Here is a 16,869-nt window from a genome sequence, read left to right as displayed (position 1 = left end):
GAGGAGAAAGGGAGGCGCGGCTCTCTTACACTTGGGCGGTGACGGCTTCAACAACGGCCTTGGCCGTAATACCAAAGTGCTCATAGAGCGCTTCGATCGGGCCCGATGCACCAAAGGAGTGCATACCGACGAAGCGGCCCTTGTCGCCGAGGAGCTTGGACCAGCTCATTTCGATACCGGCTTCGACGGCAACGCGCGCCTTGGCCTTGCCGAGCACTTCGGCCTTATAGGCGTCGGACTGCTTGGCAAAGAGCTCCATGGACGGCACGGAGACGACGCGGGCCGAAATGCCCTTTTCGGTCAACTGCTTCTGCGCTTCGACGGCGATGGCCACTTCCGAACCCGTCGCGAAGATGACGGCATCGGCATCGGCCGGGCCGACAAGCGTGTAAGCGCCCTTGGCTGACTTGTTCTCGGTCGAGTTCTCGGTGCGGACGGCCGGCAGGTTCTGGCGCGACAGCGCGAGGATCGAAGGAGCCTTGTCGCTCTTGAGGGCGATTTCCCAGCACTCGGCTGCTTCCACCGCATCGGCCGGACGCAGCACGAGAAGGTTCGGGATGGCGCGCAGCGCCGTCAGGTGTTCGACCGGCTGGTGGGTCGGGCCGTCTTCGCCAAGACCGATGGAATCGTGGGTCATCACATAGATGACGCGCTGTTCCATCAGGGCCGAAAGGCGGATCGCGGGGCGAGCATAATCGGTAAAGACCATGAACGTGCCGCCATAGGGGATGAGACCGCCATGGAGCGCCACGCCGTTCATCGCCGCGCCCATTTCGTGCTCGCGGATGCCGTACATCATGTAGCGGCCCAGACGATTGTCGGCCTGGAAGGGCAGCGTCTCGGGCGTATTGGTCAGGTTCGAGTGGGTCAAGTCGGCCGAACCGGCGAGGGTTTCGGGCAGCGCCTTGTTGATCACTTCGAGCGCCATCTGGCTCGACTTGCGGGTTGCGACCTTTGGCTTGTCGGCGACGAGCTTTTCCTTATAGGCGGCAAAGGTGGCGTCAAAATCGGCCGGCAGCTTGCCAGCCATGCGGCGCTCGAACTCGGCCTTCTTGTCGGACTTGCCGAGACGCGCTTCCCATTCGCCGCGCACATTCTGCGAGCGGGTGCCTGCGGCGCGCCAGGCATCGAGAATGTGGGTTGGGACTTCGAACGCAGGATAGTCGATGCCGAGCGCCTGCTTGGCGCCGGCCAGTTCTTCGGCACCGAGCGGCGAGCCATGCACCTTTTCCGTGCCTGCCTTTTTGGGCGCACCGAAACCAATCGTGGTCTTGGCAGCGATCAGGGTCGGCTTGTCGGTCGAGGCTTTGGCTTCGACCAGCGCCTTTTCGATGGCGTCCTGATCGTGGCCATCGATCTCGATCGTGTTCCAGCCGACAGCCTTGAAGCGGGCGATCTGGTCGGTCGAGTCGGCATTGGAGACCTTGCCGTCGATGGTGATGTTGTTGTTGTCCCAGATCAGCACGAGCTTGTTGAGCTTCAGGTGACCAGCGAGCGAGATGGCTTCCTGGGAAATGCCTTCCATGAGGCAACCGTCGCCGCAGAGCACCCAGGTGTGGTGATCAACGATATCGGAGCCGAACTCGGCGGCGAGCTTGGCTTCGGCAACGGCAAACCCGACCGAATTGGCAAGCCCCTGACCGAGCGGGCCAGTCGTGGTTTCGATGCCGGTCGCGTGGCCGAATTCGGGGTGGCCGGCGGTCTTCGAGCCAAGCTGGCGGAAGTTCTTGACCTGATCGATGGTCATGTCTTCGTAGCCAAGCAGGTAGAGCGAAGAGTAGAGCAGCATCGATCCGTGGCCGGCCGAGAGAATGAAGCGGTCGCGATCGGCCCAATGGGGGTTCGCGGGATCGAACTTCATCACCTTGGTAAAGAGCACCGTGGCGATATCGGCGCAGCCCATGGGCAGGCCGGGGTGACCGGAATTCGCCTTTTCGACCGCGTCCATGGCAAGGGACCGGATCGCATTGGCCAATTCGTTCTGCTGGGCTGTGTTTGTCATCGTCTGGGCCGCTCTCTGATGCTGAGGAAGGCAGGGAATAAGGGGATGAGAGGCGCGAAAGCCTCCTCCCAAAGGCGGGTTTGAGGCATAACAGGTTCGGCCCTTGTGTCAATGTCACGAGGGGCCGCACCCGTCCACTTTGGCGCGTGTTTTGCCTTGGATCAGGCGGGCTTCCAGTTGCAAAGACTGTGGGGTTCGGGCACGCTCAGAAGATTGAATCGGCGTTGCGTTTAGGATAGTTGCGGCCAATGAGTGACGGACACGATGAAGACGGGCTCGTCGCAGCATCAAACCGCTTCGACAAGGCCCTTGGACGGCTCGACCAGAGCCTTGCCGATCTGACCGGCCGCATGCAGCGCCTGAAGCGCATCGAGGTCGATACCCAGCGCCTCGTCCAGGAACGCGCCCGACTCGCGACCGAACTCGACAAGACCTCCGCCCGCGCCAAGCGTCTCGACGACAGCGCTCATGATGTCTCGCGCCGGCTGGTCGAGGCGATGGAAACCGTGCGGGCAGTGCTCGCCAAGACGGAGTAGGCCATGCCCGAGGTCAATGTCGAAATCAATGGCCGCCGCTACCGCATGGCCTGCGAAGAGGGGCAGCAGGGCCACCTGATCGCCCTTGCCGAACGCTTCAACGCCAGTGTCGAAGGGCTGAAAGGCGCCGTCGGCGAAATCGGCGACACGAGGCTAACCGTGATGGCGGGCATCGCCGTGCTCGACGAATTGGCTGAAGCCGAGCGCAGGATTGCGGCGCTCGAGGCCGAGGTGGAGACGCTGACCGCAGCGGGCCACCAGATCGCCGATGAGCTTGAAGCGACGGAACAGGCTTTTGCGGGAAAGCTCGATCAGGCGGCGAAGGTGCTGAACTCGATCGCCGGCGTGCTCGACGAAACGGCGCCTTTGCAGAGCTGAGGCGTCGCGTCCCTTAGCTTGGTTGAGGCACAGTCTTCAGTTGTTTCAAAACCACCAGCTGTCATCCCGGCCTTGAGCCGGGATTCATCTTGAGATCTCAGAATGGGCCCCGGCTTTCGCCGGGGTGACCATCTCGGTCTTGGTTGTTTCAGTGCCGGAGTAAACGCCTTAAAACTTCGCCGTCAGCGGATCAGAACCCAAACGCCCGGCTTCATTATCCAGCCCATTGATCGCCGCCTTGTCCTCGGCGCTCAGTTCAAAGTCGAAAACGTCAAAATTCTCGACGATACGGCTCGGCGTCACCGATTTCGGGATAACCACCAGCCCCTCTTCGATATGCCAGCGAATGATCACCTGAGCCGGGCTCTTGCCATGGCGCTGGGCGATATCGGCGATGGTCTGGTCTTCGAGCATCTTCCCTTGGCCAAGCGGGCTCCAGCTTTCGGTGATGATCCCCTTCGGCTCATAGCGGGCGCGGAGCTTGCGCTGCTGAAAGCGCGGATGAAGCTGGACCTGATTGATGACCGGCAATTGCCCGGTCGCGGCTTCGAGTTCATCGATATAGGTGCCCTCGAAATTGGAAACACCGATCGAGCGCGCCTTGCCCTCTTCCTTGAGCTTTACCAGCGACTGCCAGGTCTCGACATATTTGCCGCGATAGGCCGAGGGCCAGTGGATGAGATAGAGATCGACATAGTCGGTGCCGAGACGCTTTAGCGACGCATCCATGGCGCGCAGGGTCTGGTCAAAGCCCTGATCGTCGTTCCAAACTTTGGTGGTGAGGAAAATATCGCCACGCGCGACGCCGGACTGGCGGATGCCTTCGCCGACACCCTCTTCGTTTTGATAGACGGCGGCCGTATCGATGTGGCGATAGCCTGTCTTGAGCGCTGTCGATACTGCTTCGACGGCGACATCGTTGGGCGTCTGCCAGACACCGAGCCCGACTTGGGGAATGCTGCGGCCATCATGAAAAGTCACGTGAGGTTGCGTGCTCATTCTGCTATCCGTTATTTTGGGAAAGAAGGTGGAATTGATCGTCACCTTACGATAAACGCGAAGAGCCGAAAAGTTCCCTCGGTCACTACCATACAAGATCATCCTTTCGTCTGATAACCCAAGGTCTAATCGACTAGACGGGCCGAAAGTCTAATCTTTAGGGCAACGTTCATTCCCCTCAGATTAAGGCCGGAGACCCGATGACCAAGTCGCTCAATGCCATTGCCCAAAAGCTGATGACGCACGGCCAGGGCATTCTAGCCGCCGACGAGTCTGAGGGCACAATTGCCAAACGCTTCGCCAAGATCAACCTGCCCAATTCGCTCGACCTGCGCCGCGACTATCGCGAAATGCTGTTCCGCTCGACCGAAGCGATGACCAAGTATATTTCGGGCGTGATCCTGACCGAAGAAACCCTCGAACAATCTGCAGCCGACGGCACGCCCTTCCGCGCCATTCTTGCCGATGCCGATACTATTCCCGGTATCAAGGTCGACCGCGGCGCCTTCCCCATGCCGGGCGATAGCGGCGAGAAAATCACCGAAGGTCTTGATGGCCTGCGCCAGCGCCTAGAGCGCTATGCGACCCTTGGCGCCGGCTTTGCCAAGTGGCGCGCCGTCATCACCATCAATGACGTGGCGCCCACCCGCAACAATATCCGCGCCAATGCACATGCCCTTGCGCGCTATGCCATCCTTTGCCAGGAAGCCGGCATCGTGCCGATCGTCGAGCCGGAGGTCGTCGGCGATGGCGATCCGGGCAATCACTCGCTTGAGCGCAGTGCTCAGGTGACTGGCGAAGTCCTAGAGAATGTCTTCAAGGAACTGCGCCTTGCCGGCGTCGATCTCTCGGGCATGCTCCTCAAGCCCAATATGGTCCTGCCCGGCGTCAATTCGCGTGATCGGCCATCGGTAGAGGAAGTCGCTAAGCGCACCGTTGAAGTGCTCAAGGAACACGTGCCAGCCGCCGTACCCGGCATCGCTTTCCTTTCAGGTGGCCAGACCGACGAAGAGGCGACGGCCCACCTTTCGGCTATGAACAATATTCCGTTCAAGCCCTGGCCGACGACCTTCTCCTATGGCCGCGCATTGCAAAATGTTGCGCTCCGCACCTGGGCCGGCCGCCGCGAAAATTTTCCCGCCGCGCAAGCCGCCTTCACCCATCGCGCCCACATGAACTCCCTCGCGGCACTTGGGGAATGGAACAACACGGTCGACCGCGCGGCCTGATCCGTTCGACGTCCCAACGTCACGACTTGCGTGTCTCCGAAAGGGGGCACGCCATTTTTGTTTGTGGGATTGAGTGGATATTAGTGCGTGCCGTCACCCCCTCCCTTCCTCCCCCATCAAGGGGGAGGTGTCGCATCGAGGGCTTGGTGAGATGTTGCCCAGATCACAAATCTGCACCTCCCCCTTGATGGGGGAGGCCGGGAGGGGGTGACCCGATGATGCGGGAGTACACCGCCATCACCCCCGCATTGCCTCCCCCACCACCATGCCCTATGGAAACCCCGTCCCTTTCTTGCCAAAATGCCAGCCTAGGGACCTCTTGCGCTTATTCCGGGATTTCCATGGCCCCCCAGCTTTATCTCATCACGCCGCCTGACCCCGATGCCGCCGACTTTCCGCGGCGGCTGATGGCTGTGCTTACCGGGCCCGAAATCGCAGCGCTTCTCGTTCGCCGCGGCAGTCTTGCCGATGCGGCTTACGCTGAACTCGCCAAACGGTTGGTGCAGGTTGGGCAGGCAGCGGGCGCAGCCGTGCTCGTCGAAGACGATGTAGCCCTGGCTCAGTCGGTCGGCGCCGATGGCGTTCATGTGACCGAAGGCGGCATCAAGGCTATTCGCGCAGCCGTTGCTGCGCTCAAGCCCGATGGCATTGTCGGGGCCGGCAACGTGCGCTCGCGCCATGATGCCATGAGCTTTGGCGAACTCGATATCGATTATGTTTTCTTCGGTCCGCTCGGCGGCACGCCCGATCCCGAGGCTGCCGAACTTGCGCAGTGGTGGGCCGAAACGTTCGAAGTCCCGGCTGTCCATTCCAATCCCGCGGCAGACGCCCAAAATCCAGACCTGACCGGCGCCGAGTTTCTTGCGCTCTCCGATTGCGTGTGGGCGACGAAAGACCCAACAGCCTCGCTCGCCGCCTTTGCGGCAAAGGAAAAAGCATGATCTGGCGCGCGCCGCTCCTGGCGCTGCTGCTCGCTTCGACCCCGCTGACCGCCTTTGCACAGGATGCCGCGGCGCCGACAGAAACGCCTGAAGCCACGACACCGGCCGAAGAAACGCCAGCGCCAAATTTTGAAGCGGCGCCGGGCGCGGCCGAGGATATTTCCAATGCTATTTTCGGCGGCGGAGCGGAGCCGGACTTTGCCTTCGGCGCCTTCCAGCGCGGCTATTTTCTTACCGCGCTTGAGCTGGCTTTGCCACGCGCCGAAAAAGGCGATGCGCCAGCCCAGACGCTGATTGCTGAGATCTATTCAAAGGGCCTCGGCGTCGCTCAAAACGACGAACGCGCCGCGGGCTGGTATCAGCTTGCCTCGAAAAATGGCGATACGCTCGCGACCTTCGAACTTGGCCTTCTCTATCAGGACGGCGTCGGCGTCGCGCAGGATCGCAAAAAGGCCGCCGAACTCTTTAAGCAGGCCGCCGACAAGGGCTATCCGCCTGCAAAATACAATCTTGCGCTGCTTCATGTCGAAGGCATCTATGCCGATCCGAGCCTGACGACCGCAGCGACCCTCATGCGCGAAGCGGCGGAAACGGAACTGCCCGAAGCGCAGTATGACTATGGTTCGATGCTGATCGAAGGCGCCGGCGTTGCGCCCAACGAGGCGGAGGGGGCCCGCTATATCGGGCTCGCCGCCGAGCAGAACCTCACCGCTGCCCAGGTCGATTACGCCACCCTCCTCTATCTCGGCCGCGGCATTGCCAAGGATGTAGCGGCTGCCGTGCTCTGGTATGAGCGCGCTGCCGAAGGCGGCAATCCTGTCGCACAGAACCGGCTGGCAAAGCTCGTCGCCGTCGGCGAAGGCACGGCGCTCGATCTCGAAACCGCTGCCATGTGGCGCGCTCTCGCGCGGCGGCAGGGCTTGTCCGATCCGACGCTTGATCGCCTTCTCGTCTCGATCCAGCCCGAGGCTTTGGCGCGCGCCGAAGAAAGGGCGCGTTTCTGGCCATCGGTGCCGCCGAGCGTCGAAACCATCGCGGTCATTCCCACCACGCCACAGACGGCAGGGCCGCAATTGCCGACCCCCACCGATATGGAAAATGCACCGAGCAAGGTCGTCGTGCCGAGCGTCGATGGCGCCGATGCACCGGCTGAAACACCTGTGCCGAGCGATACGCCTGTCGTCCCCACGGAAACCCCACCGGCGCAAAACCCTTGAACCGAGCAGGGTTCTGAGGCAATAAGCCGCCAAACTTTCAATCAGCGGCAGGGCTTGGCCCAAGTGAGGCCGCGCCGGGATGTCTCGTCCCGGCGGGTCCGACACACCGCTTGAACCAGCGAGCTTGAAAACAATGGCGCGTTCCGCCCTTCTCACCGTCATGGTCAATGCCGCCATCAAGGCTGGCAAGTCGCTGTCGCGCGATTTCAACGAGGTCGAAAACCTCCAGGTCTCGCGCAAGGGTCCGGCCGATTTCGTGTCGAAGGCCGACCTCCGCGCCGAACAGATCGTCTACGATGAGCTGCGCAAGGCGCGCCCGACCTATGCTTTCCTCATGGAAGAAGGCGGCGAGGTTGCCGGCACCGATGGCCAGCACACCTGGATCATCGATCCGCTCGATGGCACCACCAATTTCCTCCATTCCATCCCGCTTTTTGCCGTCGCTATCGCGCTGCAGCGTGGCGATGATATCGTGGCTTCGGTGATCTATAATCCGGTGATGGACGAGCTCTACACCGCTGAAAAGGGCGGCGGCGCCTGGCTGGCCGATCGCAAGCGCTTGCGTGTCGCCGAACGCCGGCACCTGTCGGACGCGGTCGTCGTGACCGGCATCAAGACGCAGGGCACGTCCAATGATGGTCTGCAGTTGCGCCAGCTCGCTCATGTCAATCCGGCCGTGGCCGGTATCCGTCGCTCGGGCTCGATCTCCGTGGACATGGCATGGCTTGCTTCCGGCCGCTTCGACGCTCTTTGGGAAGCCGGCCTCAAGCCTTGGGACGTCGCTCCGGGCTTGCTGATGGTCAAGGAAGCCGGCGGCCTCGTCACCGATTATGCCGGCCAGCCCGGTTCGGTGTGGAACGGCCAGATCGTTGCCGGCAACGAAACGCTGCAGGGCGCGCTCCTTAAGTCGCTCAAGGGTGTTCAGTGACCTCCGAGGGGTGATGTTCCTATCACCTCTGCGGAACCGTTAACCTTTTCCATTGTCACGCCATTCCGCCGCCTCTAGTCTCGCACGCAGTTGATTTGCTGCGCGAGGCAGAGGTTAAAGGCACGATGACGCAAGGTTACGATCCCTATCACCTCGCCAGCCCGGCCGTTTACCTCGTCAAAATCGTCATTTTCCTGATTCTGGCGGCACTGGTCGCCGCTATCCTCTCTCAACAGATCCTCACTTTCTTCTGGGCGAACCCGTTCATCAATTCGATGATCTTCTTCGCCCTCTTCATCGGCATTTTCCTCAGCTTCCGGCAAGTTTTCCGGCTTTTCCCTGAGGTAAAGTGGGTCAATTCCCTTCAGGACGGCGGCTCGAGCCAGGTGCGCCCTCCGATTCTGCTGGCCCCCGTTGCTGGGCTGCTCCGCGAGCGGATCGGCGAGGCGATCATCACGCCATCTTCCATGCGGTCGATCCTTGATTCCGTCGGCAACCGCCTCGATGAAGCCAAGGATACGTCGCGTTATCTCACTGGTCTTCTCGTCTTCCTCGGCCTCATGGGGACATTCTATGGTCTCCTCGAAACCGTGAGCTCCGTCGCCGGCGTCATCAACGCACTCGACGTCACCTCCGCCGACAGCACCGCACTCTTTGCCAATCTCAAGGAGGGTCTTGCCGCGCCACTGGGCGGGATGGGCACCGCCTTTTCGTCCTCCTTGTTTGGTCTTGCCGGCTCGCTGATCCTCGGCTTTCTCGATCTTCAGACGAGCCAGGCACAGAACGCCTTTTATACAGATCTTGAAGACTGGATGACCTCCATGACCGAGCTCGATCACCCGGTCAGCGCCATGCAGGCCAATGCCGGTGGGCCCGAAATCCAGGCAATGTTCGATAAGCTCGGCGCCAATATGCAGAGCCAGAATTCCTCGCAGAACGCCATTCGCGCCATGGCCGAACTGGCGCGCGGCATCGATGGCCTCGTCAAGCACATCCGCACCGAGCAAGAAGACCTGCGCGCCTATATCACCGAACAGAGCGAGACCAACAAAAAGCTCCGCAGCCTGATCGAGGCCATGCTCAACGAAACCGACACCACCGAGCGTCGGGACTAAGCCATGCCATCGAGCCGCTCGCGCCGCAGAGTAGAGGCCAATTACTGGCCGGGCTTCGTCGACGCGCTGTCGAGCCTCCTGCTCGTCATCATCTTCCTCTTGAGCCTCTTCATGCTCACCCAGTTCTTTCTGGGACAGGAGATCCAGGGACGGGACACTGCGCTATCGCGGCTCAATAGCCAGATCGCGGAACTGACCGAATTGCTACAACTCGAGCGCGCCAATTCAGGCGATCTCACCGATCAATTAGCGACGCTGCAGGCAACTCTATCAAGCTCCGAGGCCCGCAATCAGGATCTGACCTCCCAGCTAAGCGGCATCGGCGCCGGGCTTGGCGATCGCGACGCGACCATTGCAGGTCTGCAGGATGATCTGATCGGCTCGCAAAAGCTCTCCGATGAAGCCAATGCGCAGGTTGCCCTGCTCAACCAGCAACTAGCGGCCCTGCGCACGCAGATCGGGGCGCTTGAAGCTGCGCTCGAAGCCTCGGAAACCCGCGATACGGAATCGCGGACGCAGATCGCCGATCTCGGCCGCCGTCTCAATCTGGCGCTGGCCCAGCGCGTTCAGGATCTGTCGCGCTATCGCTCCGACTTCTTCGGGCGCTTGCGGCAGATTCTCGAAGGTCGCGCGGACGTCCGCGTTGTGGGCGACCGTTTCGTCTTCCAGTCCGAAGTGCTGTTCGATCCCGGCCAGGCCGAAATCCAGGCAGGCGGACGCCCCGAACTCGATGCGCTGGCCGATGCAATCCTGCAGCTCGAACAGGAAATCCCGTCAGATATCAATTGGGTGCTGCGCATCGACGGCCACACCGATAGCCGGCCGATTTCCAATGCCCGCTTCCCATCCAACTGGGAGCTGTCGGCAGCGCGCGCCATCTCCGTCGCCCAATATCTCGTCAGCAAGGGCGTCGCCCCTGCCCGTCTCGTCGCCGCCGGCTTTGGCGAATATGCGCCGCTTGACCCCGGCAATACCGACGAAGCGTTCAGGCGCAACCGTCGCATCGAGTTCAAACTGACCGAAGGATAAGGCAAGGCCCCTCACCCGCCGCACTGCGGCGACCTCTCCCCCGAAGGGAGAGGTGGGGGTTGCCAAAGTCGCGGAGCGACACCTCTCCCTTCGGGGGAGAGGTCGGCCTGTAGGGCCGGGTGAGGGGCCTTTTGGCCTTACTTGTTCAGTGGGTCAGGTCCGACCGGAACTGAAGTTTCGCGAGTTCCGCATAGCGCCCGCCCTTGGCAACCAATTCCTCATGCGTCCCCTGGTCGATGATGCGACCCGCTTCAAGCACGAGAATTTTGTTGGCGTCACGAATGGTGGCGAGGCGGTGCGCGATAACGAGCGTCGTGCGCCCGGCCATCAAATGCTCGAGCGCCATTTGCACGAGCCGCTCACTCTGCGCATCAAGCGCCGAGGTCGCTTCATCAAGGAGCAGGATCGGCGCATTTTTGAGGATCGCACGGGCAATGGCGAGACGCTGCTTCTGGCCACCCGACAGCATAACGCCGCGCTCGCCGACGACCGTTTGATAACCGGCCGGCAAGTCGACAACGAAATCATGCACCAGCGCTGAGCGGGCCGCCGCCTCGATTTCCGCGTCGGTCGCGTCTGGTTTGCCGAAGCGGATATTGTCCGCGATCGTCCCAGCAAAAATGGTCGGCTCCTGCTCGACATAGGCAAAGCGGTGACGGAGGTCGAAGAGCTTTGCATCGCGGATATCGACGCCATCGACCGTAATGGATCCGCCAGCGACATCGTAAAAGCGTTGCAGCAGCGAGAGGGTCGTCGACTTCCCCGATCCTGACGGACCAACGAGCGCAACCGTCTCGCCCTTGGCGACAGTAAAGGAGAGATCGTCGAGCACTTTGCCAGTCGCCATCGGATCATAGGTGAAGCTCACCCGATCGAAGGCCACGGTGCCCAGCGACGGCTGCGGCAGCGGCACCGGATTTTTCGGATCTTCGATAGCAGCGTCCGTATCAAGAATTTCCGTCAGCCGCTCGGTCGAGCCGGCAATGGTCTGGAGCGAGCCCAGAACTTCCGAAACGTTGGTCAGAGCACCCGAGGCCATCAAGGCATAGACCATGAACTGCGCCAACTGGCCCGCCGTGACCGATCCCTCGAAGACAGCGCGGGCGCCCCACCAGACAAGCCCCACAAGCGCACAGGTGCCGAGGAAAATAACAAGCGCGACGAGCAATGCGCGGGCGCTTAGGCGGCGAACTTCGGCCTCGAAACTTTCTTCGCTGCGCTCGCGATAGATTTCGGACTGGCTGGCTTCCTGGGTGAAGGATTTGACGGTGCGCGGCGCGCCAAGCATTTCCGTTGCCATGGCAGAAAGATCGGCCAGCGCATCCTGGGTTTTTCGCGACATGCCGCGGAGGCGGCGCGAATAGAGGACGACGGGAACAAGAATAGTCGGGACGGCGATAACAACAGCGGCCGTCAGCACCGGACTCGTCAGCACCATCATGATCAGCGCGCCGATGATCGTGACCATGGAGCGCAGAACCAGCGAGAAACTCGATCCCACCGCACCGCGAATAATGGCGACATCGCCATTAAGCCGGCTCGTCAGTTCACCGACGCGATTGGTATCGAAGTAACGCGCATCGAGGCGAAGGAGATGGGAAAACACCGCCTGGCGGAGATCGGCGATGACGCGCTCGCCGATGACGGAGATGAAATAAAAGCGCGCGCCGCTCGCAAGCGCCATCACGGCGGCAATGGCTATGATGATGAAACCATACTGGCCGACCATATCGAGGTTCTTCTCGATAAAGCCGCGATCGATGACGCCACCGAGCATGGCGGGAATCGCGAGGGACGTCGTCGCCGAAACGAGAAGAAAGAGCACGGTGAGCGAGAGGCGCACCGGATAGGCGAGCATGAACGGCATGAGACGGCGCAGCGGCTGCAGCCGCTTGGGCTGTATCCGCGCTGCCTCGATTACCTTTTCGCTATTGCTCTCTGCCGGAACGGCTTGATCGGTCATATGTGTGCGCCGTTCTCGTTGGCTGGAAAACCGCCCTGCAGCGGCCGGTTGGATATAGGCCCCGCCTTGCCGGGGAGCAACCTCGTGGACGAGGGTAAAATTGCCGCTCCCCTGCCCTTGCCTATTGAGGCTCCATTAGGTAAGAAGCCGCCCAACACCAGTTTCCAGCTCTCCGGGCGCCACTTCGCCCGTTCGATTTGAGGCGCAAGCGATGAAGTCCGATATCCATCCCGAATACCACACCATCAATGTCGTGATGACCGATGGCACCGCCTACCAGACCCGTTCGACCTACGGCAAGGAAGGCGATACGCTGCAGCTCGATATCGATCCCAAGACTCATCCCGCCTGGACCGGCGGCACGGGCCAGCTGATGGACCGCGGCGGTCGCGTCAGCCGCTTCAAGGAACGCTTCAAGGGCCTCGGCCTTTAAGCTGTTCTTGCAAACAAGAATTCGAAAAGCCCGGCCTTGCGCCGGGTTTTTTGTTTAACTCATGCACCCGGCGCGAGCGCGAAAACCTCGCCAGAGTATATACGAGCACGCACTCGACCTTCGAAGCTCCGCTCCTCAGGCTGAGGCCTTTTCCGTCAATGGGAAAACTATTCCGTGCGCTTGAACGCGGCGTGGAGGCGCGAAAACTGGTCGGCAATGCCGTTGACCTGGCCGGTCGGCACCTCTGGCAATTTGCCGCGCTCGAGCTGATCGAGCTGGGTGACCCGCTCGAACAGCCGATCGCCGAGGTCGATGAAGTCGCGAAGTTTGACCGGCAGATGATCATATCCCGGCCCGCCCCGCTCGGAAGGCGTTGCAGAAAACTGCACCTTTTCCTTTTCGGTGCGCGCATTTTCGCGGGAAATTTCGCCTTCATTGACCGCCCGCTGCAAGAGGAGCCATGAGGCAATCTGCATGAGGCGCGTCGTCAGGCGCATGGATTCGGTGGCATAGAGGAAAGCGGCTTCGCGCGGCAGGAGACGGCTATCTTCGCGCCCCTCCTGATCGAGATAGGTGGCGACGGCTTCGATCAGGCCCATGCCTTCGCGATAAAGCTGTTCGAACCCGCCAGAGGCTGCGATGCGCGGCCCGAGGGAAATGGCGTGTCGGCTGGTTTCGCTGCTATCGGCCACGGTTCATCCCGGCTTTGGCGTCTTTTGCGCTGAAATTGTCAAGACGGACGGATTGCGTCCATCATGTGCCTGCCATGGTAGGCACAAATGTGGCCCCCGTCACCTCCAGGCGCCAACTAATCTCAACAAGTGGTATAGGTGCCACGCCTTTTGCGAGAACTAATGCCCCAGAAAAAGAAAAAGAGCCGTGAAACACGGCTCTCGAAGTTTACAGGGAGGCGTCAAACAGAGGGAGAACCGCTCTGAAAAATCCAGAAGATCTGAATAAGGACACCTTAACCCGAACTCGTTAATTGCGTGTTAACAAGACTCGATTTCTTAACCCTGACGCAAACTGAAGATCAGATGCGGGCGGAGGCACCATCGAGCAGCGTGCGACCGGTCAGCGTGATCAGGGGCGTACCGGCAACCGTTTCGATCCACCCCTTGTCTTCGAGCTGGCGCAGGTGCGCGGTGCCGACCGGGATCTGGCCGCTTGCCAAAGCCTGGAGATGCGTAACTTCCATCGGACGGACGCCTTCGAGAATACGGTCAACCTGTGGTGTCATGCTCTGCTCTCCTTGAACGTCTTGTTAGCGACGGCGGAACGGGGGCTGCCAATAGCGGGCCACCTGCACCTGCCACATCAAAGTCTGAACCGGCGCCTCTTGCCATCCATGGTCTGTGAGATTGTCAGGGGCTGGGGCGTTAAGAGGCGTGCCATCTTCGACCCCGGCCAGACGCAGCGCATAGACCAGAGCGCAGGTGCCGGATGTCACAAAAAGTGCAAAGATGAACAAAAGGTTCCAAGTCATAACGGAGCCGCCTCCCGTGTTAAGAAAAGCTTAACCCAGCGCGCGGCGCAACCGAACCTTTAGTCTTGTTTAACCTTAATTCGCCGCACTCGCCGGCTCAGAACTTGAAGATGGCGTCGGCTGCCTTGCGGGTATCCCCACGCGCATCGATCGCGGCCTCGAGCCGGACGATCTCGGTCTTGAGAAGTGCGATGCGCTGTTCGAGCTCCGAAACGGAGAGCGCGTCGAGCACCATGCCAACCTCATGGCTCACGGGGATTTTCGCGCGCTGGTCTTGATCTTCCATTGGAGCCTCCGGAAACATTTGACCCCAAGATGGACGCGCTGCCCTTGCCGGGCAAGCCCGGTTTGCGTCAGCATGGACAGATGACCCAAACTGCTTCGCTTCCAGCCACCATGTCCGCCATCGCGCTCCAATCGCCCGGCGGCCCCGAAAACCTCGTGCTCGGCACGCAGCCCCTGCCCGCCTTGCGTCGCGGCGAGGTCCTGATCCGCGTGGCCGCTGCCGGTGTCAACGGTCCAGACCTGGCGCAGCGGCGGGGCCAATATGATCCGCCGGCAGACGCCTCGCCAATTATCGGTCTCGAAGTATCTGGTGAAATCGCTGCGCTGGGTGAAACGACAGGCCGGTATCGCGTCGGCGACAAAGTGATGGCCCTGACCAATGGTGGCGGCTATGCCGGCTATGTCGCCGTGCCCGAAGGCCAGATTCTTCCCATTCCGCGCGGCTGGAGCTTTGCCGAAGCCGCGGCCCTGCCCGAAACCTGGTTCACCGTCACCCAGACGCTCGTCATGCGCGCAGGTCTTTTCTCGGGAATGACTGTGCTCGTGCACGGCGCCTCAGGCGGCATTGGTGGGGCAGCCATCCAGATTGCAAAAATCATCGGCGCCAAAGCCATTGGCGTCACCTCGAGCCCCGAGAAAGCGGCCTATGCCAAACGGCTTGGCGCCACGGCGACGATCGACCGGAGCGAAGACATCACCGCCCGGGTGATGGAATTGACGGACGGCAAGGGCGCCGATCGGGTTCTCGATGTCGTCGGCGGCGATATGGCCGCGGTCAATATAGAGGCCTCGGCCCGCGGCGGGCATATCGTCCAGATTTCGACGCTCGATGGCGGCACGGCGCCGGTTCCTCTACGCTTGATGATGGCCAAGGGACTGACCCTTTCCGGCTCGACTCTTCGTCCGCAACCAAAAGAGATCAAGGCCACGATTGCCGAGCATATTGCCCTGCGGCTCCTGCCCCATCTATCGCTGCCCGATTGGGTCAAACCCAATGTCACGATCTTCCCCATGGCCGAAGCGAGCAAGGCACATGAGCACATGGAAAAAAGAAGCCATCTCGGGAAACTCGTTCTTCTGACCAGCGCCGACTGAGCCCAAATAAAATTTGCGCTAATTAAATGTTATGGGCTGGTTTCAGCGTTGCGGAAATGGCGCCAAAACTCTATATTGTGTGCAGTTCCCCCTCAGCATTTGGCTTTTGAGGCGGAGCGGTCCGGAGGAAAACCGGCCGCGCCATCAGGAGAGTTTTATCATGTCCCAGCCCCTACTCATGCCCAAGGCGACCGCTGTTTGGCTCGTGGACAACACCGCATTGTCCTTTGACCAGATCGCTGCCTTCTGCACGCTGCATCCGCTCGAAGTGCAGGGCATTGCCGATGGCGACGTCGCCTCGGGCATCATGGGCGTCAACCCGATCCAGAATGGTCAGTTGACCAAAGAAGAGATCGAGAAGGCCGAAGGCAATCCAAACTATCGCCTGAAGCTGTCCGATCCAAAAGTCCGCGTTGCTGCCGTCAAGCGCAAGGGTCCGCGTTACACCCCGATCTCGCGCCGCAACGAGCGCCCCAATGCCATCAAGTGGCTGACGCGCAACCATCCCGAGCTCAAGGACGCACAGATTATGCGTCTCGTGGGCACCACCAAGTCGACCATCGAATCCGTGCGTGAAAACAGCCACTGGAATTCGGCCAATCTGACCGCCATGGACCCGGTGACCCTTGGTCTCTGCAGCCAGATCGAGCTCGACCTCGAGGTCAAGCGCGCATCCAAGGATGCCGGTGCACCGAACGAAGTCGCCGAAGGCACGACCCTTCTTACCGCCGAAGAAGCGCTCGCGCGCGCCAATGCCCGGCAGGAAGAATATGGCAGCCAGGAAGACGATGGCGAAGGCCGTCGCAACCAGGGCCACGAAGACCTCGACGCCGACTCGGTCTTTTCCAAGCTCAAATCGCTCAAGTCCAACGCCGACGAATAATCGGCCCGGCCTTCAGCCCATCTTTTCGATCCCCGCCCTAGTGGCGGGGATTTTCGTTTGAAGGTCCAAATGTCTCAAAGACCGTCGCCCGGCTTGTGCGGGTGGCCGATATGCAGGCGAGCTGGATTGCCCGGACAAGCCGGGAATGAAGCGGTCTAGACCGCGGCTTCGTCCGCGATCTCTTCGATCGGGTTGGGTTGTTCCCACTGCATCATGATCTCGACGCTCACGAGAGCGATGAGAACCCAGAAGGAAAAGCTGATGGCGGCGGCGAAAAACCAGCCTTTGGCACGGTATGTCATGAGTACCAGTGTCGAGCCCAAAAGTTGCACCATGATTACTGCGCCGCC

At 60.9% G+C, this 16,869-nt stretch carries 19 protein-coding genes; 11 read left to right on the top strand and 8 right to left on the bottom strand.

What is annotated here, in order from left to right; translation table 11 throughout:
* Positions 1–25: 25 nt before the first annotated feature.
* The gene (gene tkt / locus DevBK_RS16555; protein WP_317186237.1) at positions 26–2,002 is read right to left on the bottom strand and encodes a transketolase; all 1,977 of its coding nucleotides are present in this window, start codon (positions 2,000–2,002) and stop codon (positions 26–28) included.
* Positions 2,003–2,250: 248 nt separating this feature from the next.
* Here tkt and DevBK_RS16550 point away from each other — a divergent pair, with 248 nt between their 5' ends.
* Together DevBK_RS16550 and DevBK_RS16545 are read left to right on the top strand one after the other, a co-directional pair.
* The gene (locus DevBK_RS16550) at positions 2,251–2,538 is read left to right on the top strand and encodes a DUF4164 family protein (RefSeq protein ID WP_061909448.1); all 288 of its coding nucleotides are present in this window, start codon (positions 2,251–2,253) and stop codon (positions 2,536–2,538) included.
* Positions 2,539–2,541: 3 nt separating this feature from the next.
* The gene (locus tag DevBK_RS16545; RefSeq protein WP_061909450.1) at positions 2,542–2,916 is read left to right on the top strand and encodes a cell division protein ZapA; all 375 of its coding nucleotides are present in this window, start codon (positions 2,542–2,544) and stop codon (positions 2,914–2,916) included.
* A gap of 168 nt (positions 2,917–3,084) precedes the next feature.
* Here DevBK_RS16545 and DevBK_RS16540 read toward each other — a convergent pair whose 3' ends face one another.
* A complete protein-coding gene (locus DevBK_RS16540) occupies positions 3,085–3,915 on the bottom strand; it encodes an aldo/keto reductase (protein ID WP_061909452.1) in 831 nt (276 codons plus the stop codon).
* A gap of 200 nt (positions 3,916–4,115) precedes the next feature.
* Between DevBK_RS16540 and DevBK_RS16535 the strand changes: the two genes are divergently transcribed.
* The 6 genes from DevBK_RS16535 (at position 4,116) to DevBK_RS16510 (ending at position 10,374) form a co-directional block, all read left to right on the top strand.
* Complete coding sequence (locus DevBK_RS16535) at positions 4,116–5,144, top strand: class I fructose-bisphosphate aldolase (protein WP_317186236.1); 1,029 nt, start codon at positions 4,116–4,118, stop codon at positions 5,142–5,144.
* Positions 5,145–5,485: 341 nt separating this feature from the next.
* Entirely contained in the window at positions 5,486–6,085 is a 600-nt protein-coding gene (locus tag DevBK_RS16530) for a thiamine phosphate synthase (RefSeq protein WP_317186235.1), read from the top strand.
* Complete coding sequence (locus tag DevBK_RS16525; protein WP_061909458.1) at positions 6,082–7,302, top strand: tetratricopeptide repeat protein; 1,221 nt, start codon at positions 6,082–6,084, stop codon at positions 7,300–7,302. The genes DevBK_RS16530 and DevBK_RS16525 overlap by 4 nt, the downstream gene beginning before the upstream one ends.
* A gap of 133 nt (positions 7,303–7,435) precedes the next feature.
* A complete protein-coding gene (locus tag DevBK_RS16520; RefSeq protein WP_061909459.1) occupies positions 7,436–8,230 on the top strand; it encodes an inositol monophosphatase family protein in 795 nt (264 codons plus the stop codon).
* 125 nt (positions 8,231–8,355) lie between these two features.
* Positions 8,356–9,345 carry a hypothetical protein gene (locus DevBK_RS16515; RefSeq protein WP_061909460.1) on the top strand — a complete coding sequence of 330 codons (990 nt, stop codon included), beginning with the start codon at positions 8,356–8,358 and terminating at the stop codon, positions 9,343–9,345.
* A 3-nt stretch (positions 9,346–9,348) separates the two neighbouring features.
* Positions 9,349–10,374 (top strand): peptidoglycan -binding protein, encoded by a 1,026-nt coding sequence (locus DevBK_RS16510; RefSeq protein WP_317186234.1) that lies wholly within the window; start codon positions 9,349–9,351, stop codon positions 10,372–10,374.
* Between the two features lie 145 nt (positions 10,375–10,519).
* Here the strand turns inward: DevBK_RS16510 and DevBK_RS16505 are convergent, their stop codons facing one another.
* Positions 10,520–12,337 (bottom strand): ABC transporter ATP-binding protein, encoded by a 1,818-nt coding sequence (locus tag DevBK_RS16505; protein ID WP_317186233.1) that lies wholly within the window; start codon positions 12,335–12,337, stop codon positions 10,520–10,522.
* Between the two features lie 211 nt (positions 12,338–12,548).
* On the opposite strand from DevBK_RS16505, the gene rpmE reads away from it, so the two are divergent.
* The gene (gene rpmE / locus DevBK_RS16500; protein WP_061909464.1) at positions 12,549–12,770 is read left to right on the top strand and encodes a 50S ribosomal protein L31; all 222 of its coding nucleotides are present in this window, start codon (positions 12,549–12,551) and stop codon (positions 12,768–12,770) included.
* Between the two features lie 167 nt (positions 12,771–12,937).
* Here the strand turns inward: rpmE and DevBK_RS16495 are convergent, their stop codons facing one another.
* From DevBK_RS16495 to DevBK_RS16480, 4 genes are all read right to left on the bottom strand, one after another.
* Complete coding sequence (locus DevBK_RS16495; protein WP_061909466.1) at positions 12,938–13,462, bottom strand: DUF1465 family protein; 525 nt, start codon at positions 13,460–13,462, stop codon at positions 12,938–12,940.
* A 341-nt stretch (positions 13,463–13,803) separates the two neighbouring features.
* On the bottom strand, positions 13,804–14,010 hold the full coding sequence (locus DevBK_RS16490) for a hypothetical protein (RefSeq protein ID WP_061909468.1): 207 nt from the start codon (positions 14,008–14,010) through the stop codon (positions 13,804–13,806).
* A 24-nt stretch (positions 14,011–14,034) separates the two neighbouring features.
* Positions 14,035–14,256 carry a hypothetical protein gene (locus DevBK_RS16485; RefSeq protein ID WP_061909470.1) on the bottom strand — a complete coding sequence of 74 codons (222 nt, stop codon included), beginning with the start codon at positions 14,254–14,256 and terminating at the stop codon, positions 14,035–14,037.
* A gap of 97 nt (positions 14,257–14,353) precedes the next feature.
* A complete protein-coding gene (locus DevBK_RS16480; protein ID WP_317186232.1) occupies positions 14,354–14,542 on the bottom strand; it encodes a DUF1192 domain-containing protein in 189 nt (62 codons plus the stop codon).
* An 80-nt stretch (positions 14,543–14,622) separates the two neighbouring features.
* On the opposite strand from DevBK_RS16480, the gene DevBK_RS16475 reads away from it, so the two are divergent.
* On the top strand, positions 14,623–15,636 hold the full coding sequence (locus DevBK_RS16475) for an NAD(P)H-quinone oxidoreductase (RefSeq protein ID WP_317186231.1): 1,014 nt from the start codon (positions 14,623–14,625) through the stop codon (positions 15,634–15,636).
* Positions 15,637–15,796: 160 nt separating this feature from the next.
* Positions 15,797–16,519, top strand: a complete 723-nt coding sequence (locus tag DevBK_RS16470) for a DUF1013 domain-containing protein (RefSeq protein ID WP_061909474.1) — start codon at positions 15,797–15,799, stop codon at positions 16,517–16,519.
* Between the two features lie 155 nt (positions 16,520–16,674).
* Here the strand turns inward: DevBK_RS16470 and DevBK_RS16465 are convergent, their stop codons facing one another.
* Positions 16,675–16,854, bottom strand: coding sequence for a hypothetical protein (locus tag DevBK_RS16465; RefSeq protein WP_317186230.1), 180 nt, complete (start codon positions 16,852–16,854; stop codon positions 16,675–16,677).
* Positions 16,855–16,869: the final 15 nt, after the last annotated feature.

It is taken from the genome of Devosia sp. BK (genome assembly GCF_032907385.1).
Lineage (GTDB): Bacteria > Pseudomonadota > Alphaproteobacteria > Rhizobiales > Devosiaceae > Devosia.
This window is presented reverse-complemented; position numbering and strand designations above follow the sequence as displayed.